At 70.1% G+C, this 26,279-nt stretch carries 26 protein-coding genes; 14 read left to right on the top strand and 12 right to left on the bottom strand.

The genetic code is table 11. The features are described from left to right. Nucleotides 1–7: 7 nt before the first annotated feature. Complete coding sequence (locus ACZ48X_RS01350) at nt 8–1,018, bottom strand: BtrH N-terminal domain-containing protein (protein WP_336351372.1); 1,011 nt, start codon at nt 1,016–1,018, stop codon at nt 8–10. A gap of 161 nt (nt 1,019–1,179) precedes the next feature. On the opposite strand from ACZ48X_RS01350, the gene ACZ48X_RS01345 reads away from it, so the two are divergent. Together ACZ48X_RS01345 and ACZ48X_RS01340 are read left to right on the top strand one after the other, a co-directional pair. Next, nucleotides 1,180–1,356, top strand: a complete 177-nt coding sequence (locus ACZ48X_RS01345) for a hypothetical protein (RefSeq protein ID WP_336351373.1) — start codon at nt 1,180–1,182, stop codon at nt 1,354–1,356. 3 nt (nt 1,357–1,359) lie between these two features. Then, nucleotides 1,360–2,130, top strand: coding sequence for an FAD-dependent oxidoreductase (locus ACZ48X_RS01340; protein ID WP_336351374.1), 771 nt, complete (start codon nt 1,360–1,362; stop codon nt 2,128–2,130). A gap of 34 nt (nt 2,131–2,164) precedes the next feature. On the opposite strand, the gene ACZ48X_RS01335 is transcribed toward ACZ48X_RS01340, so the two are convergent. From ACZ48X_RS01335 to ACZ48X_RS01320, 4 genes are read right to left on the bottom strand one after another with little or no spacing between them, the layout of a single operon-like run. Beyond that, a complete protein-coding gene (locus tag ACZ48X_RS01335) occupies nt 2,165–2,749 on the bottom strand; it encodes a hypothetical protein (RefSeq protein ID WP_336351375.1) in 585 nt (194 codons plus the stop codon). After that, nucleotides 2,746–4,476 carry a b(o/a)3-type cytochrome-c oxidase subunit 1 gene (locus ACZ48X_RS01330; protein WP_336351376.1) on the bottom strand — a complete coding sequence of 577 codons (1,731 nt, stop codon included), beginning with the start codon at nt 4,474–4,476 and terminating at the stop codon, nt 2,746–2,748. The genes ACZ48X_RS01335 and ACZ48X_RS01330 overlap by 4 nt, the downstream gene beginning before the upstream one ends. Continuing rightward, nucleotides 4,473–5,075: a cytochrome c oxidase subunit II gene (locus ACZ48X_RS01325; RefSeq protein ID WP_336351377.1), complete on the bottom strand. Its 603-nt coding sequence runs from the start codon at nt 5,073–5,075 to the stop codon at nt 4,473–4,475. The genes ACZ48X_RS01330 and ACZ48X_RS01325 overlap by 4 nt, the downstream gene beginning before the upstream one ends. A 7-nt stretch (nt 5,076–5,082) precedes the next feature. Further along, on the bottom strand, nt 5,083–5,235 hold the full coding sequence (locus ACZ48X_RS01320; protein WP_336351378.1) for a cytochrome oxidase: 153 nt from the start codon (nt 5,233–5,235) through the stop codon (nt 5,083–5,085). Between the two features lie 143 nt (nt 5,236–5,378). On the opposite strand from ACZ48X_RS01320, the gene ACZ48X_RS01315 reads away from it, so the two are divergent. The 6 genes from ACZ48X_RS01315 (at nt 5,379) to ACZ48X_RS01290 (ending at nt 12,255) form a co-directional block, all read left to right on the top strand. Continuing rightward, complete coding sequence (locus ACZ48X_RS01315; protein WP_336351379.1) at nt 5,379–5,564, top strand: hypothetical protein; 186 nt, start codon at nt 5,379–5,381, stop codon at nt 5,562–5,564. Nucleotides 5,565–5,568: 4 nt separating this feature from the next. Then, nucleotides 5,569–6,315 carry a sulfite exporter TauE/SafE family protein gene (locus tag ACZ48X_RS01310; RefSeq protein ID WP_336351380.1) on the top strand — a complete coding sequence of 249 codons (747 nt, stop codon included), beginning with the start codon at nt 5,569–5,571 and terminating at the stop codon, nt 6,313–6,315. Beyond that, nucleotides 6,312–8,891 (top strand): heavy metal translocating P-type ATPase, encoded by a 2,580-nt coding sequence (locus ACZ48X_RS01305; protein ID WP_336351381.1) that lies wholly within the window; start codon nt 6,312–6,314, stop codon nt 8,889–8,891. Before ACZ48X_RS01310 ends, ACZ48X_RS01305 begins: the two co-directional genes overlap by 4 nt. Continuing rightward, nucleotides 8,888–9,586: a DUF7546 family protein gene (locus tag ACZ48X_RS01300; RefSeq protein WP_336351382.1), complete on the top strand. Its 699-nt coding sequence runs from the start codon at nt 8,888–8,890 to the stop codon at nt 9,584–9,586. The genes ACZ48X_RS01305 and ACZ48X_RS01300 overlap by 4 nt, the downstream gene beginning before the upstream one ends. A gap of 105 nt (nt 9,587–9,691) precedes the next feature. Further along, nucleotides 9,692–10,609, top strand: coding sequence for a sodium:calcium antiporter (locus ACZ48X_RS01295; protein ID WP_336351383.1), 918 nt, complete (start codon nt 9,692–9,694; stop codon nt 10,607–10,609). A gap of 95 nt (nt 10,610–10,704) precedes the next feature. After that, on the top strand, nt 10,705–12,255 hold the full coding sequence (locus tag ACZ48X_RS01290) for an SLC13 family permease (RefSeq protein ID WP_336351384.1): 1,551 nt from the start codon (nt 10,705–10,707) through the stop codon (nt 12,253–12,255). A 117-nt stretch (nt 12,256–12,372) separates the two neighbouring features. Here ACZ48X_RS01290 and ACZ48X_RS01285 read toward each other — a convergent pair whose 3' ends face one another. Next, on the bottom strand, nt 12,373–12,657 hold the full coding sequence (locus ACZ48X_RS01285; protein ID WP_336351385.1) for a hypothetical protein: 285 nt from the start codon (nt 12,655–12,657) through the stop codon (nt 12,373–12,375). Between the two features lie 158 nt (nt 12,658–12,815). On the opposite strand from ACZ48X_RS01285, the gene ACZ48X_RS01280 reads away from it, so the two are divergent. From ACZ48X_RS01280 to ACZ48X_RS01265, 4 genes are all read left to right on the top strand, one after another. Next, nucleotides 12,816–14,033, top strand: a complete 1,218-nt coding sequence (locus tag ACZ48X_RS01280) for an alpha-hydroxy-acid oxidizing protein (RefSeq protein ID WP_336351386.1) — start codon at nt 12,816–12,818, stop codon at nt 14,031–14,033. 130 nt (nt 14,034–14,163) lie between these two features. Continuing rightward, a complete protein-coding gene (locus tag ACZ48X_RS01275) occupies nt 14,164–14,997 on the top strand; it encodes a rhodanese-like domain-containing protein (protein WP_336351387.1) in 834 nt (277 codons plus the stop codon). Between the two features lie 257 nt (nt 14,998–15,254). Beyond that, on the top strand, nt 15,255–18,044 hold the full coding sequence (locus tag ACZ48X_RS01270; RefSeq protein WP_336351388.1) for a lamin tail domain-containing protein: 2,790 nt from the start codon (nt 15,255–15,257) through the stop codon (nt 18,042–18,044). A 105-nt stretch (nt 18,045–18,149) separates the two neighbouring features. Continuing rightward, nucleotides 18,150–18,596, top strand: a complete 447-nt coding sequence (locus tag ACZ48X_RS01265; RefSeq protein ID WP_336351389.1) for a universal stress protein — start codon at nt 18,150–18,152, stop codon at nt 18,594–18,596. Nucleotides 18,597–18,679: 83 nt separating this feature from the next. Here the strand turns inward: ACZ48X_RS01265 and ACZ48X_RS01260 are convergent, their stop codons facing one another. The 6 genes from ACZ48X_RS01260 to ACZ48X_RS01235 all read right to left on the bottom strand — a co-directional run bounded on the left by ACZ48X_RS01260 (nt 18,680) and on the right by ACZ48X_RS01235 (nt 22,098). Further along, complete coding sequence (locus ACZ48X_RS01260; protein ID WP_336351390.1) at nt 18,680–19,426, bottom strand: NAD-dependent protein deacylase; 747 nt, start codon at nt 19,424–19,426, stop codon at nt 18,680–18,682. A 137-nt stretch (nt 19,427–19,563) separates the two neighbouring features. Continuing rightward, on the bottom strand, nt 19,564–19,788 hold the full coding sequence (locus tag ACZ48X_RS01255; protein WP_336351391.1) for a hypothetical protein: 225 nt from the start codon (nt 19,786–19,788) through the stop codon (nt 19,564–19,566). Nucleotides 19,789–19,871: 83 nt separating this feature from the next. Further along, nucleotides 19,872–20,099: a hypothetical protein gene (locus ACZ48X_RS01250; RefSeq protein ID WP_336351392.1), complete on the bottom strand. Its 228-nt coding sequence runs from the start codon at nt 20,097–20,099 to the stop codon at nt 19,872–19,874. 74 nt (nt 20,100–20,173) lie between these two features. Continuing rightward, on the bottom strand, nt 20,174–20,533 hold the full coding sequence (locus ACZ48X_RS01245) for a DUF7964 domain-containing protein (RefSeq protein WP_336351393.1): 360 nt from the start codon (nt 20,531–20,533) through the stop codon (nt 20,174–20,176). Nucleotides 20,534–20,583: 50 nt separating this feature from the next. Further along, nucleotides 20,584–20,814, bottom strand: coding sequence for a hypothetical protein (locus tag ACZ48X_RS01240; RefSeq protein ID WP_227132963.1), 231 nt, complete (start codon nt 20,812–20,814; stop codon nt 20,584–20,586). 87 nt (nt 20,815–20,901) lie between these two features. Next, nucleotides 20,902–22,098 carry a thiolase family protein gene (locus tag ACZ48X_RS01235; RefSeq protein ID WP_336351394.1) on the bottom strand — a complete coding sequence of 399 codons (1,197 nt, stop codon included), beginning with the start codon at nt 22,096–22,098 and terminating at the stop codon, nt 20,902–20,904. A 138-nt stretch (nt 22,099–22,236) separates the two neighbouring features. Between ACZ48X_RS01235 and ACZ48X_RS01230 the strand changes: the two genes are divergently transcribed. Both ACZ48X_RS01230 and ACZ48X_RS01225 read left to right on the top strand, forming a co-directional pair. Further along, entirely contained in the window at nt 22,237–24,885 is a 2,649-nt protein-coding gene (locus ACZ48X_RS01230) for a heavy metal translocating P-type ATPase (RefSeq protein ID WP_336351395.1), read from the top strand. Nucleotides 24,886–25,361: 476 nt separating this feature from the next. Continuing rightward, nucleotides 25,362–26,162: an HNH endonuclease gene (locus ACZ48X_RS01225; protein WP_336351396.1), complete on the top strand. Its 801-nt coding sequence runs from the start codon at nt 25,362–25,364 to the stop codon at nt 26,160–26,162. Nucleotides 26,163–26,279: the final 117 nt, after the last annotated feature.

Raw genomic sequence — 26,279 nt, 5'->3', positions numbered from 1 at the left:
GTCGCGTTCAGACGCGCTCGAGGAGCCCCGAGAACAGCGCTTCCTCCTCGTCGGCGACCGCGAGGAGTTCGTCGCTGGCGTCCTCGTACGCGGCCTGCGCATCGCTCGGGTCGTCGGCAAGCCCGGCGCGCTTCAGGTCCTCGCCGACGGCGTGCCATCGGTCCTCGACGTCGCGCATCGCCTCGACGTCTGCGTCCGTGACGCCGTCGACGACGTCGCTCGCGGTCTCGAGGAACGGCCGGAACAGCCCGCGGAACGCCGCGCCGCCCGTGCCGCGCTTCTCGACGTTCTGGTACGCGAACCGCGTACACCAGTCGGCGTCCTCGAGCGCCGGCCACTCCGGGAGGTCCCGCGCCATCGCGCGCATCCCGTCGAGGCCGTTCGTGCCGTCGCCGGCGTCCGGGATGCCGTCGTACGCATCGCCAGGCGAGAGCAGGCCGTCGGCGGTCGCGCGGATGCCGGCGCGCATCGCCGCTGCCTTCGTCGCGTCCGGTTCACCGCGAGCGACCATCCGCCGGCGGTCCAGCGGTCCGTAGAAGCCGACGTCGCTACTCCACGCCGCGTCGAAGTCCTCGCGCGACACCCGCTGGAGGTCGTCGAACTCGCTGTCCGCGAGCGAGACGCCGTCCTCGTCGGCGTCAACGACGACGACGACGTGCGGACTGAAGTGGACGTCCGAGTCGAAGTACGGCAGATAGAAGATGTCGACGAACGCGACGACGGGACGCCCACCGTCGACGTACGCTCGAAGGTCCGCGAACGCCGTCTCCGCGTCGTCGCCTCGTCCTTCGTCCACGTCGACCCCGAGGTGGTCGAAGAACGCGGTCTCCAGCCACGGCGTCCGTCCGACGAACTCCCGGCTCGGCGAGCGGTCGCGCTCGTAGTAACTGAACCCCAGCCCGCCACCGATACCGAAACACACCGGCTCGGGGAGGTCCCACGCGCCGTACGTCGCGACGTCGTGCAGCGACGTCGACCCGCAGTGCGCGCCTGTCGCGTGCGAGAACGCATCCAGCATACCAGCACGAACTCGCGCCGGGGTCATCACGCTAGCGGTTTCGGTGGTGGTCTCGTCGAGCGCGGTCGTCTCCGCTCGCGCGTTCCCGCCCGACGCGACCGAATATTTAGGTCCGCCTAATTTCCGAAGGGCTTTTCAGCTCTAGCGGGCGCCTAGCGTCCATGGAAGACGACGTCAGCGAATCGAACGCCGACATCGAACGACGCACGCACGACGACGGGAACGCCGCCCCACGGGCGGACTCGTGGACGGACGCCCGCACTCGCGCCCAGTCCCACACCCGTTGCCGGGGGGGCTACCGCGACCGAGCGGCGGAAATCGACACGGAGGGGGTCTGACCGATGTCGAGCACCGTCCCGAAGGACGTGGTCGTCGTCGGTGGCGGCGTCGCCGGGCTCTCCGCGGCGACGTTCACCGCGCGCCACGGACTCGATACGCTGGTCGTCGACGCCGGGGAGTCCATCCTCCGGCGGAACGCGCACCTGGAGAACTTCCCGGGATTCCCCGCGGGCGTGAACGCCCGCCAACTGCTCGACCTCCTGGAGGAACAGGCGAGCGAGGCGGGCGCAGAGCAGGTCACGGCGACCGTCGAGCGCGTCGAGACGACCGACGACGGGTTCGCCGTCGAGACCGAGGGCGGCGAGGCCGAGGCGGGCGAGGGCGCCGGTGACGGCGAGCGCTATCGGTCGCAGTACGTCGTCGCGGCGACGAAGAACGAGGTCGGGTACCTCCGGGGCGTCGACGGCGTCGGCGTCATCGACCGCGGGAAGGCGTACGTCGACACGGACGAACGCGGCCGCACCGGCGTCGACGGCCTCTACGCCGCGGGGCGTCTCGCCGAGAAACCCCATCAGGCGATCGTCTGCGCCGGCCACGGCGCGGAGGTCGCCGTGACGCTCCTCGAGGACGACGACCGGCCGTTCTACCACGACTGGGTCGCGCCGGAGGGCTACTTCACCGACCGCGGCCGCGACCTCCCGCCGGGCTGTGAGGAGATCGACGACGCCGAGCGCGCCGACCGCGAGCAGCAGTCGCTCGACGTGATGCGGGAACGGTTCGCCAAGCCGCATCCCGAGGAGCAGGAGACGCACCCGAGCCTCGAAGACGACTGATCCGGACGATTCGGAGAAGCCGCTGCCCGCGTCGCTAGCCGTCGAACGCGAGGTCGACGGTGCTCGCGGCGACGACCTCGGCGGTGCCGTCGCGGTACTCGCGGGCGGTGACGACGAGCGCGGTCGGCGTGACGCCGTCCGGGAGCGACCACTCGCCGGCGAGCGTCGCGGTGTCGCCGGGGGCGATGGGGCCGACCGACGCGTCACCGCTGAGCGTCTCGCCGTTCGAGAGCTTGACCTCGGAGATGGAGACGCCATAGTCGACGTCGCCGGTGTTCTCGACGGTCACCGACAGCTCGAACGTCCCGCCCGCGACTGCCAGGGTGTCGACGGTCTCGGGACGACTGGTCTCCGCGAGCAGGTCCTCGCCGACGGAGAGCCCCTGCTCGTCGCCGACCTGTCCCTGCAGCAGCCCGAAGAACGTCCCGGCTTCGAGCGCGACCGGGATGCCGACCGCGAGCGCGATCAGGTACTTCAGGTACTTCCGGCGGTCGCTCGACATCTGCCCGGCTTGCACGGGCTGACCGCCGTCCGTCCAGGCGTCTCGCGAGGCAGGGTCGGCTTCGCCAGGCTCGGCGCTTGCGTCGTCTCCCGACCGCTCGGGCGCGTCCTCGCTCACGGCAGCACCTCCCAGAGCGGTTCGAGCGCCGTCGGCTGCGGCGGCTGTCCCGGGTAGAACAGGCCGTCCTGTATCATCGTGTACAGCGGCGGGCCGTACGCGAGCGCGACGAGGACGACCGCGATGACGAGCCACAGGCGGAGGTTGTTGATCGCTTTCGGCGCCTCCTCGGGGCCCGAGAGCGCCGGCGGGAGGTCGCCGTCGACCGCGATGGCGCTCCGGTCGACGAGCCACGTCCCGACGACCACGATCAGGAACAGCGTGAGCGAGAGCGTCAAGAGGATGCCGCCGAGCGCGATCTGCCAGCGGATCTCGCCGATGGTCCCGAACAGCGCCTCGAACTCGAAGTTCTCGTACTGCGGTTCCGCGGTGCGACGCGGGATGCCCGCGAGGCCGCCGCGGTGCATCGCGTTCGACATCAGCGTCATCCCGACGAACCACAGGTACGGCTGGATGGTCGCGAGCGTCCGATGCTGGAGGCGCTTCCCGGTGAGCTGGGGCCACAGCCAGTACGTGACGCCCATGAACGTGAGCGCGACCGCGGTGCCGACGGTGAGGTGGAAGTGCCCCGGCACCCAGAGCGTGTTGTGCACGAGGTAGTTCACGTTCATGCCGGCGTTCACCATCCCGCTGAACCCGCCGGCGGCGAACATCAGGCCGGCGAGCGCCATCGCCGCGAACGCGGGTTCGCCCCACGGGAGGTTCCGGAGCCACGACAGGTACCCGGTGCCGCCGTTCTTCCGGGCGCCGTACTCCATGCTCGCGACGACCGTGAACGCCGTCAGGAGGCTCGGAAGCAGGAGGAACATCGTGTTCGACATCGCGAGGAACTTGAAGCCCTCGGGGATGCCGGGGTCCATGTACTGGTGGTGGAACCCGACCGGCGTCGACAGCACGAGGAAGAGGACGAAGACGATGCGTGCGAGCGGGTCACTGAACAGGCGGCCGCCCGCGAGCTTCGGGAGGATGGTGTACCAGATGAGGTACGCGGGCATCAGCCAGAAGTACACGACGGGATGCCCGAAGTACCAGAACAGCGTCCGCATCAGGAGCGGGTCGACGGTCTGGATGAGACCCAGGCTCCAGGGGATGAGGAAGAACACGACCTCGACGGCGACGCCGAGCGTGCTCAGGTACCACATCAGCATCGTCATCAGGACCATGAACGTCCGCAGCGGCGGGGACTTGTTCGGGTTGTCGCCGCGCCAGTTCCAGTACGTGCGGAACCAGTCGATGCCCGCCAGCCACGTCCCGATGATGAACAACGCGAGGCCGATGTAGAAGATGGGGTGCGCTTGCAGCGGCGGGTAGAACGTGAACAGGACGTCCGCCTGGAACGGGATCTCGCCGACGAACCCGGCGAGGATGGCGACGCCCGCCATCGTCGACCCGGCGCTCATGATCGCCACCCACGTCTTCGTGAACGTCACGCTCTCGAGCGGTCGTTCGAGGCTGTCGACGATCGACCACGTGAATATCCCGCAGAGGAAGAAGATGGTGAACACGAGCGCGAGCAGGACGCCGTGCCCCGTCAGGACCGTGTAGTAGTCCTTCGATGGGATGAACCGGAAGACGCCGGTGCGGTGGAGCGCCTGGATGAGGCCGAAGAGGCCGCCGACGCCGAGCGCCGCGAACGACACCGCGAACAGCTTCCGGACGACGTTCGCGGTCTGGGGGTACTCGTCGCGGAACGCGCCGAGTTCCCCCTCGATGCGTTCGGTGCTCATGCCGTCACCTCCGTGGCGCTCCCGACTATCTGGGGAGTCGCTGCGACCGAGGCGTTCGTCGTGGTCTCGTTCCCACTGGTCGCGTTCGTCGCACCGGGGCCGTCGTACTCGGACTCGGGGACGACGACGATGCGGCCCTCCATCGCGTGATGGGCGGCGCCGCAGTACTCGTTGCAGACGATGCCGTACGTCGCCGGGTCACCGAACTCGACGGTCATCTTGCTGACCTGCCCCGGGATCGCCATCGTGTTCAGGTTCGTGCCGACGACCTCGAACCCGTGGACGACGTCGCTACTCGTCACGTAGAACGTCACCTCGGAGTTCGCGGGCACCCGGATGACGCCGTTCGCTGGCGTCCCCGGGTCGAACGAGAACTGTTTCGCGACGACGTACACCTCGTACTCGTTCTCGCCGACCTGCTCGACGCCGGGGTCGGCGAACTCCGTCTCGTCGAGGTTCTGCGGGTCGACCGTGCCGCCTTCCGCGTCGATCATCTCGATGCCCGGGCCGACGGCACCGTACACGATACTCGATATGAGGCCGAGGATGAACACGAGCGCGAGCGCGAGCCAGACCTTCTCGAACCGATGAATGTGCACGTCTCGATCACCCCACGATGGTCAGTCCACGACCGAGGAACTCGATGAAGTACGTGAAGATCCACATCAGGACGACGATAGCCATGTAGATGCCGATGAGGGTTGCAGTCCCGATGGGATCGAACGACTCTGCGTCGTGAGTCTCCGTGTCTGTACTCATCTTACCCCAACCTCCCTGGAAGGTAGACGCCAGATACCATTACGGATGCGATGTTTGAGCCGTGGTTAATAATTGTAACCCGGCGTTCTCGCGGGATGGGAACGGGATTGGGTTTAAGGAGGATTCGACCGATAGGGACCCGTATGAATCTCCGGCCTGGAATCATGGCGACTGCCATCGCGCTCCTGGCGGCCCTGCCGGCGGCGTTGTTCGTGAGTAACGGCGAGTGGCTCGCGTTGGGGACGTTCGCGTGTATCGCTGTCATCGGCGTGTTCATGTGGTATCTCTTCGACGGGACGGAACCGGATACGAGCGGCGCGAAGCACTGACTGCATGGCGGCGCCTTCGCTGCCGTCGCTGGAGCTCGTCGGGTTCTTCGCGTTCGGCGTGCTCGGGAGCGTGCACTGCCTGGGGATGTGTGGCCCCGTCGTGACGTTGTACGCCGACCGCGTCGGGGACCGCGGTGACGTGTCGTGGTTCGCGGTCCGCCAGCAGTTCCTGTTCAACGCCGGGCGGACGGTGGCGTACGCCGCGGTCGGCGCAGTCCTCGGTCTCCTCGGTGGGTTCGTGGTCGCTGGTGGCGTCGCTGTCGTCGGCGAGGCGGCGCGCGGTTTCGTCGGCGTCCTGGCGGGCGTCCTCGTGGTCGGCGTCGGCGCGTGGTACGTGCTCGGTCGGCAGGTCAGCGGGCACGTGCCGTCGACGGGCGTGTTCCAGCGGGTCGTGGGGGCGAGCGCGGAGCGGCTCGACGAGTGGGTTCGTGGGCCGAAGGTGGCTGTTCTCGGTGCGGCGCACGCGGCGCTCCCGTGTCCGATACTGTACCCGGCGTTCGCGTACGCGTTCGCGACGGGGTCGCCGACGCGTGGCGGCCTCGCACTCGCGGCACTGGGTCTGGGGACGTTCCCGCTCGTGTTCGCGTACGGCGCGGCGCTTGGCTCCATCGGTGCGTCCCGTCGCCAGCAACTCCACCGCGTCCTCGGCGTCCTCATGGTCGCGCTCGGGACGATGCCGCTCCTGTCCGGGCTCGCCGCGCTCGGCGTCGACGTCCCGATGCATCCGCTCCACCCGTGGGTGATGCCGTGAACGAGACCCGGCCTCCCGTCGGCGACGACGAGACCTGCACGCTCTGCGGGCTGGACGTCCCCGACGCGCCCGTTTCGGGTCCGGACGGAACGTACTGTTGCGAGGGCTGCAAGCAGGTGCACGAGACCGTCGGCGACGTCGCCGTCGACGGGCCCGTCGACTCCGGGGACGTCGCGAGTGCGCTCGATGGGGCCGCTGCACCCGAATCGGACGCTGACGGAACAGCGGACGCGGTGGGGGGTGCTGGGGCTGACGCGATGGCGGATGCGGAAGCGGACGCGGAGACGTACCTGCGCGTCGACGGCATGCACTGCACGACGTGCGAGACGTTCGTCGAGGGCGTCGCCGAACGCGAACCCGGCGTCGCCGCCGCGGACGCGTCCTACGGCTCGCGGCTCGTCCGCGTCGCGTACGACTCCAGCGCGCTGGCGGCCGACGCGCTCCCGGAGCGCCTGACCGGGTACGGCTACCGCGCTCGCGGGATGGACGACGCGGACGACGTCGAGCGTTCGAGCGGCCGCCTCATCGTCGGCGGGTTCTTCGGGATGATGACGATGCTCTGGTACGTCCTCTTCCTCTACCCGGACTACCTCGGGTGGGACGTCTCCTTCCTCGACGTCGGCGGGAGCGCCGGCACGTACCTGCTCGCGAACGTCTGGGTGATGGCGACCATCGTCCTCGCGTACACCGGCTACCCCATCCTCCGCGGCGCGTACGTCAGTCTCGCCGCCGGGAAACCGAACATGGACCTCCTCGTCTCCATCGCGGCGGTGAACGCGTACGTGTACTCGACGGCGGCGCTCCTCCTCGGCCGGACCGAGGTGTACTTCGACGTCACGGTCGCCATCGTCCTCGTCGTCTCCATCGGGAACTACCTCGAACGGCGGGCGACCGAGCGCGCCGCCGACCGCGTCGGCGAGCTCGCCGAGGAGCGCGTCACCGAGGCGACGGTCCGCCGCGAGGACGGGTCGACCGAGACGGTCTCGGTCGAAGCCGTTGCCGCCGACGACGCGGTCGTCGTCGGGCAGAGCGACCGCGTGCCCCTCGACGGCACGGTCGTCGAGGGCGAGGCAGCGGTCGACGAGTCCCTGCTCACGGGCGAATCGAAGCCGGTGGCGAAGGCGCCGGGCGACCGCGTCGTCGGCGGGTCCACGGTCGTCGACGGCGGCGTCGTCCTCGAACCGGACCCCGATACGGCGAGCACGCTCGACCGACTCGTCGAGACGACGTGGAACCTCGCCGCGTCGCGCTCGGGCGCGCAGCGCCTCGCGGACAAGCTCGCGGCCGTGTTCGTCCCGCTCGTCGTCACCGCGGCGGTGCTCGCGACCGCGTACTGGCTGTACGCGACCGGCGACGTCGCCACCGCGCTCCTCACCGGGCTCGCCGTGCTCGTCGTCTCCTGTCCGTGCGCGCTCGGGCTCGCGACGCCGCTCGCGGTCGCCTCGGCGGTCTCTCGTGGCCTGGACCGCGGCGTCGTCGTCCGCGACGCCAGCGTCTTCGAGCGCGCCCCGGACGTCGACACCGTCGTGTTCGACAAGACCGGGACGCTCACGACCGGCGAGATGACCGCCGAACGCGTCGTCGCGACCCCCGACGCGACCGAAGCCGACGTGCTCGCGTCGGCCGCGGCGCTGGAGACGTACGCCGACCACCCCGCCGCAGAAGCCATCGTCGACCGCGCCGACGACGCCACCGACCTGGACGGGATTCCGGCGGCGAGTGGCGTCGAACGCCACCCGGGACGCGGCGTGGCCGGTCGCGTCGACGACGAGCGCGTGCTCGTCGGGAACCGCGACCTGCTCGCCGAACACGACGTCGCGCTCCCGAGCGCGCTCGCCGACGCGGCCGACGCGGCTCGCGACGACGGCGCCCTCCCCGTGTTCGTCGTTCGCGGCGACGAAGCCCACGGGCTCGTCGTCGTCCACGACGACCCGCGACCCGGCTGGGAGCGCGCCTGCGAGCGACTCGCCGACGACGGCCGGGACGTCGTCGTCCTCACGGGCGACGACCACGCCGCGGCCTCGCGGTTCGAACGCCACGACGCCGTCAGCGACGTGTACGCGGACGTCCGCCCGGAGTCGAAGACGGAGATCGTCCGGGCGCTCGCGAGCGAGGGTGACGTTGCGATGGTCGGCGACGGCTCGAACGACGCGGGCGCGCTCGCCGCGGCCGACGTCGGCGTCGCGATGGGCTCCGGGACCGCGCTCGCCGCGGACGCCGCGGACGCGGTCGTCGTCGACGACGACCTCGCGTCCGTCGGCACGACGTTCGACCTCGCGACCACGGCCCACGGCCGGGTTCGCGGGAACCTCGCGTGGGCGTTCGCGTACAACGCCGTCGCCATCCCCGTCGCCGTCGCGGGCCTCCTGAACCCCCTCGTCGCCGCGGTCGCGATGACCGCGAGCAGTCTCCTCGTCGTCGCGAACACGCGCCGCGACTGGGGCCTCGACGACGAGGCAGCCGCGGACGCGTCCAGCGCCGCGGACGGGGACGACACCGCGGGCCGCGCGGGCGACGAGACCGCGGCACAGGTCGCGGACGGAACGGCGGACACGCCGGAGGTGCGGGCGTCGTGAGCGACGCCCGGACGGACTCGACCGACCGCGTCGCCGCCGTCCTCGACCGCGCGGCGAGCGCGCTCGCGGCGTCGACGCCGTGGCTCGCGCTCGCGGTCGTCCAGCTCGTCGTCGTCCTCGGGTACGCGGTCGTCGCCGAGGTCGCCGTCACCGAACCACGGTACGCGTTCTACCCCGTCGTGTGGCTCACGGTCGGCGCCGCAGCGGTCTGGCACGCCCCGAGCGCGGCCGGGAGTCGCCGCCGGCGCGCGCTGGCGGCCGCGGTGGCACTCGCGTACCTCGCCGTCCTCCTCTGGTTCACGGGCACCGTCTACGTGATGCCCGAGTGGATGTACTCGCTCTCCGCCTTCGGCGGCCTCCCCGGGTGGGCGCCAATCGTGACGCTCATGGTCGGCCCCGTCGGCGCGAGCGTCGTCCCGTTCGTCGTCGCTGGCTACGCCGCGCTCGCGTACCTGACGTACGTCGCGCTCACGCGAGCGACCCGCGGGCTCGCCGCCGCCGTCCTCGGACCCGCGACGTGCGTCGGGTGCGTCGCAGCGGGCGTCTCCGGCCTGCTCGCGGTCTTCGGCGGCACCGGCGTCACGGTCGGGTTCACCGGTGCGCTCGGCGCCACCGGTGGCGTCGGCGGGGCCGCGTACGACGCCGCCACCGTCGTCTACCTCGTCGCCGTCACCGCGCTCGCGACCGTCGACTAGTCGCTTCACGCCCGCCGAGACCGTGGACGTGCGCACTCGGACCTCTGGAACCGCCAGGAGCACTCACGCATCAGGTTTACGCGCTCACCAGACGAACCACGGACCGTGTACCTCGAAGCCATCCTCTTCGCCGTAGGGTTGGCAGCGCTCGTCGCCGGCGCGAACCGAGCGGTCACCGCCGCCGCGGACCTCGCGCTCTACTACGGCGTCTCGCAGTTCTTCATCGGCGTCACGCTCATCTCCGTCGGCACGAGCGTCCCGGAGATGGTGACGAGCGTCTACGCGGCGTACTACGGCGCCGGCGACCTCGTCGTCGGGAACATCGTCGGCTCGGAGACCGCGCAGATAACGCTCGCCATCGCCGTCGTCGCGTTCGTCGCGCCGTTCGTCACCGACAGACGGAACGTCCTCGTCTACGGGAGCGCGATGCTGCTCGCGATGATCGTCATGCTCCTCGCGCTCGACGACGGCGTCGTCGGCCGCTCGGAGGGCTTCCTGATGATGCTCGCGTACGTCCAGTTCGTCTACGTCCTCTACACGAACGAGGGCGGCGAGGAGATCGCCGAGGAGGTCGTCGAGGATCGGAAGTCCCCGCGCGAGGCGGTCCCGCTCATCGTCGTCGGGCTCGTTCTCGTCGTCGTCGGCGGGCAACTGATGGTGACCAACGGCGTCGCGCTCGCCCGACTCGCCGGCATCCCCGAGTACGTCGTTGGGTTGCTGACCGGGCTCGGGACGACGCTCCCCGAGATCGTCGTCGCCGGAATCGCCGCCCACGAGGGCCGCGGCGGCATCAGCGTCGGTTCTATCCTCGGGAGCAACATCACCGACCCCGTGTTCTCGCTCGGTATCGGCGCGGTGTTCTTCGACGTCGTCGTCACCGACGTCGCCGCGCTCCAGCCGTCGCTCGTGTACATGCTCGTCGTCTCCATCGTCGTCCTCGGCCTCTTCTACTGGCGTCGAGGTATCGACCGGCGAGCCGCCGTCGTCTGCTTCCTCCTCTACCTCCCGTCGTTCGTCGTGTGACCGCTGGCGTCGTCCACCGCGTGAGGCGGTCGCGTTCTCGGGGAGGGATACGCTGAAGGCGGACGCGTTCGACGGCCCGTTCGGAGGATTCACTGGTGTCGTTCTCGCGCACTCGCACGCTCTCGCTCCTCGGCGCCGTCCTCGCGACCGTCGTCGTCGCCGGCCTCCCGACGCCGGCCGGGCTGACGCTCGCCGGGCAGTACGCGCTCGCGACGATGACGTTCGCCGCCGTGCTCTGGGTCACCGGCGCACTCCCGCTCGCCCTCACCGCGCTCCTCGTCCCGGTCTCGCTCACCGTCCTCGGCGTCTACCCGTCGTTCGCGCAGTCCGTCGCCGGGTTCGCGGACCCAGTCGTCTTCCTGCTGCTCGCGGGGTTCGTGCTCGCCGAAGCGCTCCAGGCGCACGGCATCGACCGCCGGGTCGCGCTCGTCGTCCTCGTCCGGTTCGGCACGAGCGCGCGCGGCCTGGTCGGCGGCGTCATGGTCGCGACCGCGCTCCTCTCGATGGTCGTCTCCAACACCGCAACGGTCGCGATGATGGTCCCCATCGTCCTCGGTATCGTCGACAGCGTCACCGACCTCACCAGCGCCGACGCCGCCGCCGACTCCGACGCGGCCGCGTCGAACCTCCAGATCGCGATGCTCCTCGGCGTCGCGTACGCCGCGAGCCTCGGCGGCGTCGGCACGCTCGTCGGCACGCCACCGAACGCCATCGTCGTCGGCCAGCTCGACGACCTCGTCGGCGTCGAGATATCGTTCGTCGACTGGCTCGCCATCGGCCTCCCGATGGTCGCGGTCACGCTCCCCGTCGCGTGGGCGCTCCTCACGTACGTCGTCTACCCGCCCGAGTCCTACGACGTCTCCGCGGCCCGCGAGACCGCGCGCGAACGCCGCTCGGAACTCGGCGCGCTGTCACCGGCCGCGAAACGCACCGTGGCCGTGTTCGTCGCGACCGCCGGCCTGTGGCTGCTCGGTGGCTTCGACTTCGCGTTCGCGGGCGTCCTCCCCACCGAGTGGTACGTCACCGTCTTCGGCGGGGACGGCGCGAACGCCCTCGGCACCACGGGTCACGAAGGCGTCCTCTTCTACGTCCTCGTCGGCGTCCTCGCCATCCCGGCGCTCGTCGTCACGGGCGCGAACGAGTTCGACGACCTCCTCGACGTCGACTGGGGGACGCTCCTCCTCCTCGGTGGCGGCATCTCGCTCGCGAACGCCCTCAAGGACACGAACGCGACCGCGTGGCTCGCGGACGTCACCCTCGTGGCGCTCGGCGACGCCGGCATCGTCGTCGTCCTCCTGAGCGTCGTCGCGCTCGTCGTCCTCGTCGGCGAACTCGCGTCGAACACCGCGATGGCCGCCATCCTCGCCCCGCTCCTCGTCGAGGTCGGGCCGACGTACGCGAGCGCGCTCGGCACCACGAACGACCTCGCCGCCGTCCTCTTCGCGGTCACCGGCGCGGTCGCCGCGAGCTACGGGTTCGCGCTCCCCGTCGCCACGCCACCGAACGCCATCGTGTACGGCGCCGGGTACGTCGAACGCGAGCACATGCTGCGCGCCGGCGTCCTCCTCGACGTCGTCGTCGTCGTCCTCGCGACGGCGATGGCGCTCCTGCTCGGCTACACGCTCTGGCCTATCGTCCTCGCGTGACTCGCCGCGGCCGCTGCTGACGCTCCGTGGAGGGGATAGCTGTCGGAGAAGTCGGGTTCGTGATGTACGGTTCGAGACCCTGGCTCTATGACGTGTTAGCCTGAAGGATCGGGACTCTCAGCGGGTGTGCGAGCGGGGCTGGTAGCGGTCGATGCCCCAGAACAGGGCTGCGACCAGGAGCATGAAGGCCGCGGGCGCCCAGAGCTGCGGGTCGACCGTGAAGCCCTGGAGGCTCGACGAGAGGCTGTACGCGGCCGCGGCGATGAGCACGAGCACGAGGAACCCGAGGAACGCGGCGATGCCCATGAAGGGGACGTCAGGGAGCGGGCTCTCCGTGCGTTCGGTCGACTGCGTCTGCTGGGTCTGGGGCGTCCGGGTTCCGGTGGCCGAGTCCTGGTACATCCTGTTTCACCTATTCCTCCCTACGCGTCCGGTATATAAACGACCAGGCGGTGATTCCTACTCGATGAAAACGACCGGCGACGCTGCCCTGGCACGACTGCGCGCAGCACGCTGCCGTCATGCCAACAACCAACACGCTCGGCCGTGAGAGGCCAGCCATGAGCGACGACGACTTCGAGGCGTCCACGCCGTACGGTCGATACCGACAGACGGAGGTGTTCACGACCGGGATGCTGACCGGCGACACGCCGGACGTCCCGGTCGCCTACGAGGACCTGAAGGCCGCGGCCGAGGACGCGATGAGCGACGAGGCGTACGCGTACGTCGCGGGCGGCGCCGGCGGCGAGTCCACGAAGCGCGCGAACCGCCGCGCGTTCGACGACCATCGACTCGTCCCGCGCGTCCTCCGGGACACGAGCGAGCGCGACCTCCGCGTCGACGTCCTCGGGGACACGTGGCCGGTGCCGTTCGCGCTCGCCCCCATCGGCGTCCAGGGCGTGATGCACGACGACGGCGACCTCGCGAGCGCCCGCGCCGCCGCCGCCGAGGGCGTCCCCTACGTCACGTCGACGCAATCGAGCTATCCACTGGAGGACGTCGCCGCGGAACTCGACGCCGGGAGCGAGGATGGCCCGCCGACCTGGTTCCAGCTGTACTGGTCGAAGGACCGGGACGTGACGGCGTCGCTCGTCGACCGCGCCGAGGACGCCGGCTACGACGCCATCTGCCTCACGCTCGACACGCCACACCTCGGGTGGCGCGAACGCGACCTCCAGGGCGGCTACCTCCCGTTCCTCGACGGGAAGGGCATCGCGAACTACACGACCGACCCCGCGTTCCGCGACCGACTCGACTCGGACCCCGAGGAGAACCCCAGGGAGGCCGCCCGCGAGTTCGTGGACGTCTTCGCGGACCCGACGCTCGAATTTGACGACCTCGACTGGCTGTTCGACCGCACTGACCTCCCCGTCGTCTGCAAGGGCGTCCTTCACCCCGAGGACGCCCGCCGGTGCATCGACGCCGGCGCGGACGGCGTCGTCGTCTCGAATCACGGCGGCCGCCAGGTCGACGACGCCGTCGCCGCCCTCGACCAACTCCCCGCGGTCGCCGACGCCGTGCGCGACGCGGACCCGGACGCCGCGGTCCTGTTCGACTCCGGGATTCGTCGTGGCGCCGACGCGCTCGTCGCGCTCGCGCTCGGCGCGGACGCCGTCCTCCTCGGGCGCCCGTACTGTTACGGGCTCGCCGTCGACGGCGAGGACGGCGTCCGCGCGGTCGTCTCGAACGTCCGCGCGGACCTCGACCTCTCGCTCGCGCTCACGGGGTACGACGCGGCTCGGGAGGTCGACGACGGCGCGCTCGCCCGGACGGATTGACGTCGGACTCGGCGCGCGACGGCGCGGCGAGAACTCCGGACGCGGTGGGGTGGGTGGACGGTTGTCAGCGGTCGAACCGTTCGGTTCCCGTACCAGAACCCTCTTTTCACATCGATTCCTAGGCGAAGTTATGAAGCGACGCACGTTCGCAACGGCGGCCGCAGGGTCGCTCGCGGGCTTGGCTGGCTGCCTCGGCGGCCAGTTCGGCTTGGGCGGCGAGACGACGAGCGGGTCGAACGACGACGGCTCCTCCGGCTCGGGCGGGTCGCCGGGGACGGCTTCGGGCCTACCCGCGGACGTCGATGGCTACCCCGACGAGGTCGAGTCCAAGCCGGAGGACCGCGAGGTCGACACGAGTAACCTGAAGACCGTCACCGAGAACGGCGTCGACGTCCCGCTCCTGCCGGTCGACGACGCGCACGTCTGGTGGGCGTACAGGCGCGCTCGGTTCGCCGACGCGCGCGGCCCCGACCAGTACGAGAACAGCCACATCGAGGGCGCCGTGTTCAGCTCCGCCGCCGAACGCTTCCGCGACAGCGACGACCCGACGAAGCAGTGGGGGAAGCAGGACCGCATCATCTGCTACTGCGGGTGCCCGCACCACCTCTCCTCGATCCGCGCGAGCCAGCTCATCAACGCCGGCTTCGAGAACGTCTACGTCATCGACGAGGGGTTCTTCGAGTGGACCGACCGCGGGTATCCCGTCACCGGGAACAGCGGTGGTATCAGCGAGTTCGTCGTCCGCGGCGAGGTCCACGCGAAGCACGCCGGCGAGAACGCGTGGGTGACGCCCGTCGACTCCGACCAGCTCGAATCGACGAACGTCGCCGCCGACGGCTCGTTCGCGCTCCACTGCAAGTTCGTCGACGTCACCCCGGAGACGCGACTGCGCGTCGACACGCCCGCGTGGTCGACCACGGGGAGTGTCGAGGAACTGACGGCGGGCGTGGTTCGCGGGAACTGACGGCGGGCGTGGTTCGCGGGAACTGACGGCGGGCGTGGTTCGCGGGAACTGACGGGCGGCGTCGGCGCGGCGGTAGCGAGGCCGGGGCGTGTGCGAGGATGTTCCGTGTGCGAGGGCGGGGCGTGGAGCGTCCGGGCGCCCACCCTGCCCCGACGTGGTTTTACTTATCCTGATTGGTCAACCGGCCGAACCTTGGCTATGGAGGGATACCAAAAGTAATTACCAAGAATTTTAATCCTCGCGTTCCGGTTGATGGTATGCGACGACGTACCTTCCTGGCGTCGTTATCGGGCACTGCAACCACACTCGGGCTGACAGGGGCACTCGGCAGTCAGCCAGCGGCGGCGGCCTCGGGCACCGTCGACTTCCTCGAGTTCGACTCCTCGGCGAGCTTGCTGGACGCGAACCGGAACCTGCTCACGGACGATGCGCTCGTCGCCGTGAAAGCGGAGGCGTCCGCGTTCAACGTCGACGACGACGGGAACGGCGACGCCGTCGACTACGGCTCCACGGACATCCCGCTGGTCGCCGTCGACGAACGCAGCGGCGGCGGCGCAGTCGTCGGGTTCGGCGCGGAACTCGTCAGCGACGGCGCGAACTTCCAGAGCGGGAACGAGGAGTTCCTCCTGAACGTCTGGGACGCGTACCTCGGCGGTTCCGGCACCGTGCTCTACGACGAGGGCCACGACCAGTACGACACCCTCACGACGTTCTCGAACATGGCGAACTACGCCGAGACCCAGGAGAGCTACGCGGTCTCGGCGACGTCGACGCTCGCCGACGACCTCTCCACCGCCGACGCCGTCTGGATAACGAGCCCGTCCGCGGCGTTCACCGCGAGCGAGCAATCGGCGCTCAAGGACTTCGTGGACGACGGCGGCGTCGCGTTCGTCCACGACACCGCCGACTACTCGAACTTCGACGAGACCCAGAACTTGAACGACCTCGCGAACGGTCTCGACCTCGCGTTCCGCTTCAACGACGACCAGGTGCTCGACACCGAGTCGAACACGAACGGGACGTCCTACCGCGTGCAGACGACGCGGTTCGACGCGACGTTCGACTTCTTCGCGGACCGAAAGGGCATGGAGATCGACCCGAACGCGAACCACGTCGTCGACGTGAAAGACGTCACCGACGGCGACACGGTCGACATCGAGTTCGACAGCGGCCGTCGCGAGAACATCCGCGTCCTCGGGCTGGACACGCCCGAGAAGGAGCAGTACCAGCAGTACGAGCGCACCCAGGAGTGGGAGGGCCTCGAGTCGCTCACGTACCTCGCCGACTGGGGCGCGAACGCGACCGACTGGGCGAAAGGCGAGCTCTCCGGGAAGACCGTCGAGATCGCGTTCGACGACGCGGAACCCGGTATCTTCGACCAGTTCGACCGCCTTCTGGCGTACATCTACTACGACGGCACGGGCGACGGCACCCGGAGCGAGTTCTACAACCTCCGCACCGTCCAGAACGGGTACGCTCGCGTGTACTCGTCGTCGTTCAGCAAGCACGACGCGTTCATGAGCGCGGAATCGCAGGCGCAGGCCGACGCCGTGAACGTCTGGGGCGCGAGCGACCCGGACGCCTCGGACCCCATCCGGAACCGCGACGCGGACGACCTGTTCTTCCCGACCGCGGCGAGCGTCCGCACCAGTAGCGGCGCCATCGACGCGAGCCGCGTCCCGGTGGTCGCGGAGAGCGAGGCGACCCAGACCGGGAGTCCGTCGGTCACGTATAGCGACGTCCCGCTCGCCGGCCTCGACGAACCGAACAACGTCGCGCTCGTCGGCGCACCCCTCGTCGACGAGTCATACGAGCAGGCCGAGGACTACGCGGTCGACACGAGCACGTACGAGAACTTCGTGTTCACCGCGAACCTCGCGAACTACCTCGGCTCGAAGTCCGGGAAGGTCGTCGTCGACGGCGGGCACGGCCAGTTCTCCGCGGGCTACGCGCTCTCCGCGGAGGAGACCGCGTACTTCCAGCGGTTCCTCGAGGGCGTCGACACCGACTACGACCAGGTGAACGACGTCACGAGCACGAACCTCGCGGACGCGAAAGCCGTCGTCGTCAGTTCCCCGCCGCAGGCGTTCACGTCGAGCGAACTCGACGCGCTCTCGTCGTTCGCCGCGAACGGCGGCGCGGTCGTCCTCGTCGGCGGGAGCGAGACGACGGCGACCGCGCGCTCGAACCTCCACGAGGTCGCGAGCGCGCTCGGGAGCGACCTCCGCCTGAGCGACGACCAGGTGGAGGACGCGACGAACAACGTGAACTCGGACGCGACCGTTCCGACGACCACGCGGTTCGACACGTCGTTCCCGCTGTTCTCCGCGCTCGAGACGAGCGGCGGCAGTACCGGGACTGGCGACGTCGACCTCGTGAAGGTGCACGCGGACGCCGAAGGCACGGAGAGCGAGAACCTCAACGACGAGTACGTCGTGTTCGAGAACGTCGGCGACGCCGCGGTCGACCTGACGAACTACGAGGTCAGCGACGCCGCCGACAACACGTACGTCTTCTCGGAGTTCTCGCTCGACGCCGGCGCGCAGGTCACGCTCCACACCGGTTCTGGCACCGACACGAGCACTGACGTCTACTGGGGCGAGAGCGGTGGCGTCTGGAACAACACCGGCGACACGGTGACGGTCGTCGACGACGCCGGGTCGACCGTCCTCTCGGTGACGTACGAGGACGACGGCTTCGACGACACGGGCGACGACGGCGGCACGTCCCCGAGCGGGATGGCTATCACGAACGTCAGCGAGGACGGCGCGACGCTGAACGACGAGTACGTCGTCGTCGAGAACGGCGGCAGTAGCGCGGTCGACATGAGCGGGTGGACGCTCTCGGACGCCGCCGGCTACACGTACCAGTTCCCGAGTGGGTTTACGTTAGACGTAAACTCCACGGTGAAAGTCCATACGGGGAAGGGCACCGACACGAGCACCGACCTCTACTGGGGCTACGAGTCCGCGGTCTGGAACAACGGCGGCGACACCGCGACGCTCACCGACGACGCCGGCACCACCGTCGACACGTACTCGTACTGACGGCTGTCCCTCTCGTGCCGTCGCACCGCGGCGCGAAACCCGGCCGCTTCCTCGGTTTCGAGAACGGCCGAGCGATTGTTACCGGTCGGTGTCCAAGCGTCGACCATGAGCTTCGTCGTTCCCTTCGACGGTACGGAACAGTCGTGCGTCGGTATCCGACGCGCGGTCGAGCTGGCGCCGCGGTCGGTGCGCGTGGTCGCGTTCAGCGTCGTCCCGCGCAAGCACGGGGAGTGGGCGCGCGAGCGTGACCTCCTCGACCCCGGGGAGTCCTGGGGGAACGAACTCGTCGTCTCGCGGCTCCAGGAGCGCGCGCACGACGTCAGCGACGCGGTGTCGTTCCAGCACACGACCGTCGACCGGTACGCGCCGACGGGGAAGATAAGCCACGAGATCCGCGCGTTCGCTCGCGACGTCGACGCGACGATGGTGTTCATCGGGAGCACGGACGCCGGCGGCATCGTCACGAGCCTCCAGAGCGTCGGGACGAGCGTCGCGAGCGACGAGGCGTACGACGTCGTGCTCGTTCGGCGGACGGAGTCGGTCCTCGATTGACGAGCCCGGCCCCGGCTCCACCGCCCGTGGTTTACTGCGGACGCGGTGGTGTCCGGGTCGTCGGTGCGGCGCGCGCTCGTGCTTCAGAGCGCGTCGACGACCGCGGGGAGGACGTCCTCGACGCGGTCGCGGAATACGAACTCGGCGCGGTCGGCGTACCGCGTCGCGTCGAGGTTCACGACCGCGACCGTCCCGCCCTCGCGCTGCGTGACCGCCGGGAGACCCGCTGCGGGGTCGACGGTGAGCGACGAGCCGGCGGCGACGAGCACGTCCGCGCGTGCAGCGCGTCGCCGGGCCTCGGCGAGCGCGGCCTCCGGCAGTCGCTCCCCGAACAGGACGGTGTCGGGCTTGTAGACGCCACCGCAGTCGCACTCGGGAGCAGAGTCAGTGGCCTCCACGACCGCGTTCGCGGATTCGACGTCGACCTCGTCGCCGCAGCCCTCGCAGGTCGCGGTCGACCCCGTCCCGTGCAGGTGCACGACCGACTCGCTGCCCGCCGCGACGTGCAGCCCGTCGACGTTCTGCGTCACTACCGCGTCGAGGAATCCGTCGCGCTCCAGAGCCGCGAGCGCGTCGTGCGCGGCGTTCGGCGCGACCGTCTCGTCGAAGAAGTGCTCGTGGAGCGCGAGCCAGTCCCGCCAGAACGCGTCCGGGTCCGCGCGGAACCGACGGAGCGCGAACGCGGACTCGTCGAACTCCTCGTAGAGGCCGTCCTCGCCGCGGAACGTCGGCACGCCCGACGCCCGCGAGAGCCCCGCGCCGGTCAACGCCACCGCCGACCGCGCGTCGCGGAGCGCGTCCGCGAGCGCGACCACGTCGCTATCGCTCATGCACGAAGCGTCGAACCCGAACCCGCAAGAAGCCGTCGGCGACCGCCGAGACCGGTACCGGCGTCACGTCAGCGAGGCGAGGCCGTTGCCGCCCGCGGTGTCACGTCAGCGAGACGAGGCCGTTGCCGCCCGCGGCGTCACGTCAGCGAGACGAGGACGGTCGCGGCGCCGAGGACGACCGCACCGAGCGCGAACGCGCGGTTCAGTGCGACCTTCAACTCCTGTCCGTCACCGGGGGCGCCCGCGACGCCAGCGGGCAGCGCTCGCGTCCGCACGCCGGCGATACCGTCGGCGTACCGATAGACGAGCAGCCCGCCGACGATCATGGCGAACCCGAGTACGACACTCAGCAGCGAGTTCATGCTCGCCCTAGTCGGTCGTCGAATTTGAACGTTCGCATCCGTCGGACCGCAGTCGTGCGGTCTCCACCGACGACCTCGCCCGGTCAGTTCCCGACAGAGAGGAGCGTGACGAGCACGCCGACCCCGGCCACGAACACGCCCGTGCCCTTCAGGAGGAGCGTCCGCATCCCCGTCGCGGTCCTGGCATCGCCCTCGGGTTCCACGACCGGGAGGACGCCCGCTAGCATGGAGATGACGTGCGCGAACCGGACGACTCCGCCGCCGAGAACCGCCGTCGCCAGCCCGTACGCGAGGCCGTCCGGTGAGACCATACCTCCCTTCGTTCAGCCTCACTGAAACGTCTTCGGTGTCCGAGCGGTGACACCCCGCGACCGGGCCGCGAGCGCTACCGTTCGTCCAGGTCGTCGACGACCGCGTCCGGGTCGTCGAAGTCCACCGTCGTCTCGCCCTCGACGTACTCGTCGTCGAACTCGGCGTCGTCAGCCCACTCGCGAACCGCGTCCTGGAGGACCGCGAACGCGTTCTCCACGTCGTCGTCCACCGCCTCCAGCACCCGCCAGCCCTCCTCGCCCTCGTCGAACACGACCGCGTGCCCACGAGTACTCCGGATGAAGTACACCGCGAACACGCGGTCCTGCTCTGGCACGTAGTTCGCTGGCGCCACCGACAGCTCGTTGTCCTGTTCGTTCAGCGACTGGACCTCCCCGCCCGTCATCGGGCGGTCCGGGAGCGACGACAGCGTCATGCGCGACGAGACGGCCGAGGCGGACAAAAGCCCCGCGTTCCCAGCGGCGTTCAGAACACCACGCTCGAAATCATCGCAAGCCCCACGAGCGCGAACGCGTACCCGCCGTACCGGTTCGCCGTCACGTGCGACTCCGTGGCCTCGACGTCGGTCCCGTCGCGGTCGCTGCCGATCGCGTCGAGCTGCTCGCTGAAGTTCGCCCAGGCTCGCGGCTTCGCCACCAGCCACGCGCCGTAGAGGAACAGGCAGACGCCGAACGCGAACCAGGACGCGTCACTCATGTCAGCTGAATAGGCGGACCGAGGCAAGTACGCTTCGGCCCGTCGGTTCCCCGGGACCGACGACCCGCCGTGGACGCTCGGTCGTGCCTACGGCGCTTCCAGCAGCGTCGCGACGCCCTGCCCGAACCCGATGCACATCGTGGACACCGCGGTGTCGGCGTCGCCGCGGTCGATCATGTGCGCGAGCTTCGTCATCAGTGCCGCGCCGGTCGCGCCGAGGGGATGGCCGTGCGCGATGGCGCCGCCGTCGACGTTCACGCGGTCCCAGTCCGCGCCCGTCTCCTCGAGCCACGCCGCGAGCACGCTCGCGAACGCCTCGTTCACCTCGTAGCGGTCCACGTCGTCCACGCCCAGGTCGTTCGCCGCCAGGAGCTGCTCGGTCGCCGGAATCGGTCCCGTGAGCATCGTCGTCGGGTCGACGCCCACGACCTGCGTGTCCACGATGCGCGCCAGCGGCTCCCAGTCGTTCGCCTCGGCGGTCGCCTCGCTCGTCACGAGGAGCGCGCTCGCGCCGTCGACGATACCGGACGAGTTCCCGGCGTGCACGACGCCCTCGCCCTCCTCGCGGAACGCGAGCGGCACCCCGGAGAGACTGTCGACGGTGGATTCGGGGCGCGGGTGGCCGTCCTCCTCGACGGTCACGGCCTCGCCGTCGAGGTCGGTGTCCACGGGCACGACCTGGTCGTCGTACCGGCCGGCGTCCCACGCCGCCTTCCAGCGCGACTGGGACTCCGCGGCGAGCTCGTCGAGGTCCGTGCGCGAGAACCCCCAGCGCTCCGCGATGCGCTCCGCGGACTCGCCCTGCGGAATCAGTTCCTCGAAGTGCTCGAAGTACGTGTCCGCCATCGACCCGCCGTCGCTCCCCATCGGCTCGCGGGTCATGTGCTCGACGCCGCCGGCGACGACGACGTCCTGGAACCCGGCCGCGACCTGGCCGGCGGCGAAGCTCACGGCCTGCTGGCCGCTCCCGCACATCCGGTTCAGCTGGACGCCCGGCGGGCCGTGCCGCCCCGAGTAAGAGTCCCCGGCCTCGGGGTCGTCGCCGAGGTCCTCGCCCCAGCCCGCGACGAGCGGCGCGATGCGAGCGATGTTGCTCCCCTGGTCGCCCTTCGGCGTCACGCAGCCGTACACGACGTCCTCGACCGTCGCGGGGTCGAAGCCGACGCGGGATTCGAGCGCGGAAAGCGGTGCGGCGGCGAGGTCCTGCGGGTGCGTGTCTCTGAACGCGCCGTCGCGGTCCCCGAAGGGCGTCCGCACGGCGTCGACGATGACGGCGTCTCCCATACTCGAAACTAGCAACGCGTTCACTTGGCGCTTGCGCCCGACGTTACTAACCTACGGGCGTCGAGTTGTTAATATCTGGCCATCAGCGGCGCTCTCGTAGTAGCGGGATTAATATACGGTCGTCGTCTACCCTCGCATATGACACGTGCGGACGCCTCGGAACCACCCGACGAACCACCCGACGAGCGCGAGGACGGGCCCTCGACCAGTCGAACCGTCGACCTCGACGTCCCCGACATGGACTGCTCGTCGTGCGCCGACAAGGTCGAAGCCGGCGTCTCCGGGGTCGACGGCGTCGAACGCATCGAGACCAGTCCCACCCAGGGCCGGGTCGCCGTCACCTACGACGAATCGCGCGCCACCGCAGACGACGTCGCGAGCGGCGTCGAGGGAGCAGGCTACGACGTCGCCGCCACGAGCGTCTCGACGGTCACGTTCGACGTCCCCGACATGGACTGCTCGTCGTGCGCCGACAAGGTCGAGGCCGCACTCGACGGCCGCGCCGGGGTCCTCGACGTGAGCACGCGCCCCACGTCCGGGACCGTCCGCATCGAGTACGACGACGACACCGCCGTAACCGCGCTCCGCGACGCCATCGAATCCGCCGGCTACGACGTCACCGGGAGCGACGCTACCGAGGACGACGCCGGCGACGGCGCGCACGACCACGGCGGCGACGACCGGAGCGTCTGGCGGAGCACCCGCGCGAAGAAGACCTACGCCGGCGCCGCCTTCCTCGCCGTCGGCCTACTCGCGCAGTTCGGGTTCGACGGGTTGGCCACCGTCGCGACCGTCCTCGGCGCCTCGTTCACCGTCGCCGACGTCGCGTTCCTCGCCGCCACCGCGGCCGCCGGCCAGGAGATCCTCCGCGGCGGCTACTACTCCGCGAAGAACACCCAGCTCGACATCGACTTCCTGATGAGCGCCGCCATCGTCGCCGCCATCACCGCGAGCGTCGGGTTCGGCGAGCACTACTACCTCGAAGCCGGGACGCTCGCCGTCCTCTTCAGCGTCAGCGAACTCCTCGAAGGCTACGCGATGGACCGAACCCGGAACAGCCTCCAGGAACTCGTCGAACTCTCCCCCGACGAGGCGACGGTCAAACGCGCGGACGGCGAGACGGAGACCGTTCCCGTCGAGGAGCTCGCGGTCGGCGACGTCGTCGTCGTGAAACCCGGCGAGAAGGTGCCCGCGGACGGCGTCGTCGTCGACGGCGACACCGCGATCAATCAGGCGCCCGTCACCGGCGAGAGCGTCCCCGTCGACAAGACCGTCGGCGACGAGGTGTACGCCGGCACCATCAACGAGGCCGGCTACGTCGAGGTGGAGGTCCGCGCCGAAGCCCAGGACTCGACGCTCTCGCGCATCGTCTCGCTCGTCGAGGACGCGGAGGCGAACCAGACCGAGCGCGAGCAGTTCGTCGAGCGGTTCGCGAACTACTACACGCCCGTCATGGTCGCGCTCGCCATCGGTATCGCCGTCGTCCCGCCGCTCGCGTTCGGCGCGCCGTGGACCGAATGGTTCGTGAACGGCATCACGATGCTCGTCCTCGCCTGCCCGTGCGCGTTCGTCATCTCCACGCCCGTCAGCGTCGTCTCCGGCGTCACCGCCGCCGCCAGGAACGGCGTGCTCGTCAAGGGCGGGAACCACCTGGAGGCGATGGGTGCCGTCGACGCGATCGCGGTCGACAAGACCGGGACGCTCACGAAGGGCGAACTCACCGTCACGGACGTCGTCCCGCTCGGCGACCGCACCGAAGCGGACGTCCTCCGGTGCGCGCGCGGCCTGGAAGCGAAGAGCGAGCACCCCATCGCGGACGCCATCGTCGCCGCTGCCGACGGCACCGTCGGCGTCGACGCCGACAGCTCCGGCGCGGACGACTTCCAGTCCGTCACCGGGAAAGGCGTGACGGGCGCGCTCCACGGCACCGCGCACTACGCCGGCAAGCCCGCGTGGTTCGACGACCTCGGGTTCGAACTCGAGCACGCGCACGTCGTCGACGCCGCCAGCGAGCACGCCGAGGGCGCCGAGGGCGCCGAGGGCGCGGAACGCACCGCCGGCGCCAGCGGCGACGACGGCCGCGCGGGCGTCTCCGCGGAGGTCACGGACCTCTGCGACCGCCACGGGTGCCTGAACCTCGCCGAGGAGACCATCCCGCGCCTCCAGGGCGAGGGGAAGACCGTCATCCTCGTCGGGACCGAGGACGAACTCGAGGGCCTGGTCGCGGTCGCCGACGAGGTCCGCCCCGGCGCTCGCGAGGCCGTCAGCGCACTCCAATCGTTCGGCCTGGAGGTCGTGATGCTCACCGGCGACAACGAGCGCACCGCCGCCGCGGTCGCCGAACAGGTCGGCGTGGACGACTACCGCGCCGGTCTCCTCCCCGAGGACAAGGTCGACGCCGTCCGCGAGCTCGACGCGAAGTACGACGGCGGCGTGGCGATGGTCGGCGACGGCGTGAACGACGCGCCCGCGCTCGCCACCGCGACCGTCGGCGTCGCCATGGGCGCCGCCGGCACCGACACCGCCATCGAGACCGCGGACATCGCGCTGATGAGCGACGACGTCGCGAAGCTCCCGTACCTCTACGACCTCTCGCATCGCGCGAACGGCGTCATCCGCCAGAACATCTACGCGAGCCTCGGCGTGAAGGCCGCGCTCGCCGTCGGCGTCGCCGTCCCGTACGTGAACGTCAGTCTCGCGCTCGCAGTCCTCGTCGGCGACGCCGGCATGACCCTCGGCGTCACCGGGAACGCCCTCCGGCTCGGCCGCATCAAACCCGACGCCTGACCGGGTCGGTGACCCGGCGCCTGACCGAGTCGGTGACCCGACGCCTGAGCCGCTGTCGCCGCCCGCGCCGCCCTCGCTATCGACCGCTCCGCGCCGTAGCAGGCTGCTACCGGAATCTCCGCTTATCTCTCCTGGAACCTGACGATTCTCGGAGAATGAAACCAATCGACAGCCGTATGCTTCCGAACGGGGGTCATAATAGTAAAAATTAAGTACTCAGTCTCACAATGTGAGAATACAGATGACCCGCCGCGCTCCCACCCGGAACGAGGCCCGCACTGGTGGCGACCACCAGTACGCCGCACACGGCGACGAGCCGGCGGTCACGTCACGCATCCTCATCGAGCTCTGACCGTCGACGCCCGCCCGCGTCGACCCGCGAACCCTGTATCCACCAGCCTCGGCCCTCGCGCCCGCTGGTGGATACACGAGGGGAATCGCGTCGCCCGACCGCACACCAGCAAGTCACCAATCCAATGTCAGAGCCAGCGTTCATCGCAGACCCGAGCGTAGCGCCGTACAACGTCGCGTACCTCGTCGACGACCGGTCGCACCTCTACCACGAGTACGACGTGGACCGCGACCGCGACCACGGACCGGCAGCACCCGACCGCAACGGCGACACCGGAGCAGTCGATTCCGACAGGGACGCTCCCGTCGACTATCCCGCGCGCCGCGAGGCCATCCTCGCGTTCTACGGCCACCGCTGCGGTCGCTGCGGGACGAAGGTCGCGCGCCAGTCCGACGAGGAGACGTCGCTCGGGTACGTGCACTCGGTCGCGGCCGAGGGCGAGCCCGAGTGGGCGCTCTCGAACCTCGTCGCGGTCTGCGAGCCGTGCTACGACGTACTGTCCACGCGGTGCTGCGAGGACCTCGGCACGTTCGGCGACACGTATCGGGAGGCACCGCAGTTCCCGACGTGGACGTGCGACCCGCGCGTCGCCGTGGAGCGACTGCCGCTCACGGGCCGCGAGGCGTGGACGCGGCACGTGCTCTCGGACCGCATCGAGGACGCGCCGTCGTGCCGCGCGAACCACACGGTCGTCCGCCGGGCGTGCCTGGCGCGCTCGACACCCGCCGCCGAGGCGGTCGCACTCGGGAAGGCGCTCGTGCGCGACGAACGCGGCGCGCTCTCGACGTCGAACCGCCGGCTCCGCGAGCGCTGGCACACGCTCACCGCGCACGAGCGAGAGGAATGGGAGTCCCGCGCCGTCGACCCCGACACCTCCCTCGTCACGGGCGGGTTCGAGCCCGCCCTCGAACGCCACCCCGTCTGACGGCGCACAGCCGCGATTCCCTCGATAGGCCCCCGTTGACGTGGAGTCCTCCCACTTCCGCTGACGTGCGGCCCTCCCACTTCCGCTGACGTGCGGCCCTCCCACTTCCGCTGACGT

Source organism: Halorubellus litoreus, assembly GCF_055378595.1.
This window is presented reverse-complemented; position numbering and strand designations above follow the sequence as displayed.